The following is a 2,952-nucleotide window of genomic DNA, read 5'->3' on the forward strand; positions in this document are numbered from 1 at the left end:
ATAAGTTCCGTGATTCATTGTGAAGCATATTCATCATCTCCACATTTATCATACCACTGCTGTACAGTGCGGCGGTGACTTCACTCTATTTTCTGGGTTTGCTCTAGAGAACAACAAATGTATTTCGATCAGTGCGTGGACTTTCTGGCCCGCATGATTGAAAAGTACGCGGACCAGATCAAGCTTCCTGATGCATCCCCTGATGATTGCCAGGATAACCAAGGCCGGAGCTTCCAGGCGTGAGGGGAGCCTTGCGTTTTTAACCTTTGATCTTCTCCGGATGATTAAAAGCCTGCATCAAAGCAGATGCAGCCAATGAAAGTGACGCATATTTCATACGTTCGGGCACAGGAACCGTGTAAAAATCAACATCCCAGCTTTTGCTGCTTTCTTTCAAAAGCCGCCGCACAAGACGTGCGGCGGCTTTTCTCTCTTTGGGGGAGATATCACAATCCAACACAAACGCAATGGAGTACAGCCCATTTCGGTCCTGCGTCAGCATGGCAAACGAGCTATGTTCCTTGAAAAATTTGCAGAACAGCACCTGGCCGCCCTGTTCAGCCATTTCCGCCTGAACCGCTTCCCCATCGCTCCACTGCGGAACATTTTGGAGCACAACCTGGATTCTCCGCACCTGCGCCTGTTCTTCGCTGAACAGCTCCATGCCTGAGCACTCTCGCTGCATCATCCCCTGCAGATAGGGATTGAAACGGCCTTTCTTCGCACAATCCAAGTCATCGCACCTGATCGAATACATTCCAGATTCAGATTTTAGTGAATGACGGTGGAGACTGAGCCGTATGTTAGCGTTCAGCTGAAAAACCATTTCAGACTCAGTGGAAATCGCCAAACATAGATCAATTAAAAAGACCAAACAACCCGAATAGCTGTACGGTACGTCAAAGCGTCTGTTACAAAGTAGTCAAAGGAGATCTTTCTTTTTGGACAGAGGTAGGATCGTACAGCCTCTATTTCCGGAACCATGCGCAGTTGCTCTCTGCATACAGTTTCGTGCAGCTTTTAAGGCACACCATCCACTGTGCGGCGGTAAGTTCCGTTCTGTTTGTTACACCACTCTGGCGCTTGCCAATTCAGATCCGTAAGATCATAAAATACCTGGGTCGGCTAGGAAGTTGTCCTTTACAAAGCGAACCAACTATTCCACCTTGCCCCGGAGGACGCCTCTATTGCCGGTTAACCTCATTTATTTCCAGAGACTGCAAACCAATTTGCAAAAAACTATTGACACTACCGTAATGACCGCTGCGATAGCCCTGGCGCTGTTCATTTAGTCAATGGTCTCTTTCAGTTAGTTCCCCTTTTGGCATAATAAAACCCCCATTTGTTTTCAGTATATCTTACTGCTTAACAAATGGGGTACAATTCATGTATGACTAGTCTTTTTTGTTTACTAAGAACAGGAATTTATGGAATAGCTACGGATTATTTTGGGGAAAGCAAGAAAAATATATAGTCTAGAAGGGTTCCTGTATCATTAATATAACACTTCTTACTCATGGTATAGCATAAGAAGGATCTGCTTTCAAGGGCGCAAAATAACCTTTAATGCAGTTGGGATTACAGATACACAGCTGGACGTGTGTTCGTTCTTGAAACTGAGCACCAGGATAAACTGGACCACCTTCCGTAAAAATTCCACGGACCGAATCGAATGGTTGTTTTCCAGTTTGCCTATTATAGTCATGTACTTGCTGGATGACTGCACAATCCAAATTTCTCAATAAAATATCCTTTGTTTTTTTAGAGGGAACATTTTGGGGTAGTGGAATTTTTGCGGCTTCACATCGTATTTTTAGGATCTCATATCCATTTTGTAGTATATGTGCACTAAAACTATCTGTTAAGTTTAGGCAATATCCAAGGTCGATCACTGCTCCGATCACAGCACCATCATCGCCATAACGATTTCTTGCCCACTCAATGGCCCTTTGATAGTTTTGCTCCCAAAAGTAAATACCATGTCCAAGCCAATCATATTCATTTTCACTTGCCTTTAAGGCTTCGCCTTTATATACGACAGTCTCAAAAACTGATTTTTTGCAGCCATGGAACCCCAAAATTAAGTTTGGAAGTTTTTGATACAAAACACATCACTCCCAAGTTACAATTTTTTCCTTTTCTTTTCCTTCTTCTGTAAGCACTCCTGTCCGTATTAGTGCACTCTTCGCTTCTTTTCGTGCAAGATATCCTGATTTTTTCTGTTGCTGTTTGAGCGTCATTACATAAGAGCGCATTTCTCGAATAAACGTTTCTTCACTCTCACGAAGTGAAACGGTAGTTGACATAATACCTACCTCCTTCGCAGGTTTAGCGTATTTTTTTTTCAGGCAATTTGATTTTTGTAATTTGTGATGCTTCTTCACCTGCCATCCCTCCTATGAATTCATACCGTTTCTAACCAACAATATGATAACCCCATAGGAACGTAAAATTGGTCTTTTTTTATATTATAACACTAAAGTGAAAGAAATTCAACAAAACATTAACGTATATTTGAAAGAAATTCCAATTTTTATCTTTGTCTTATGTTTCCAACACTTTAATTACTTCCCAATGAATAGGTTTTCCTGCCGTACACTGGGGAAAAACTCAACATACTGCTGACCATAATGGTGTTGGATTATAGACCAATTAAGCAAAGTCAATAGCATAAGTGGCCAACAGGGTCAAGAGTAGATGGTTTGCACCACGGCTTCGCCGCTCTTGACCCTGTCAGCCACTTACGCTAAGCAGAAAACAAGGGCAGCAAACGCTGCCAAATTTTAATTTGGGCATAGCAAATAAAGCCCTGCATTTGTTTCAGGGCCTGCGTTTTTCAAAAGTTGAACCGCCCCATATTGTGCGGACAGTACAAAAAAGAGGCCTGCAAGGGGTAGAACAAGCGAATCAAAGACTGGCCTGGCGAAGCGAGAGCGGAGCCAGGCCAGTCTT

At 43.0% G+C, this 2,952-nt stretch carries 3 protein-coding genes; all 3 read right to left on the reverse strand.

Going from position 1 to position 2,952, the window contains the following annotated elements; genetic code table 11:
* Positions 1-259: 259 nt before the first annotated feature.
* Positions 260-664, reverse strand: coding sequence for a hypothetical protein (locus B5F27_RS15995; RefSeq protein WP_144066565.1), 405 nt, complete (start codon positions 662-664; stop codon positions 260-262).
* Positions 665-1,514: 850 nt separating this feature from the next.
* A complete protein-coding gene (locus B5F27_RS16000; RefSeq protein WP_087369039.1) occupies positions 1,515-2,105 on the reverse strand; it encodes a hypothetical protein in 591 nt (196 codons plus the stop codon).
* 6 nt (positions 2,106-2,111) lie between these two features.
* Positions 2,112-2,384 carry a hypothetical protein gene (locus tag B5F27_RS16005; RefSeq protein ID WP_087369040.1) on the reverse strand — a complete coding sequence of 91 codons (273 nt, stop codon included), beginning with the start codon at positions 2,382-2,384 and terminating at the stop codon, positions 2,112-2,114.
* Positions 2,385-2,952 lie beyond the last annotated feature (568 nt).

Source organism: Faecalibacterium sp. An192, assembly GCF_002160175.1.
Taxonomy (GTDB): Bacteria; Bacillota; Clostridia; order Oscillospirales; family Ruminococcaceae; genus Faecalibacterium.

Coding starts and splice junctions, on each gene's coding strand:
- B5F27_RS15995 (WP_144066565.1), bottom strand. CDS start 664: ATGGAGCTGTTCAGCGAAGAACAGGCGCAGGTGCGGAGAATCCAGGTT.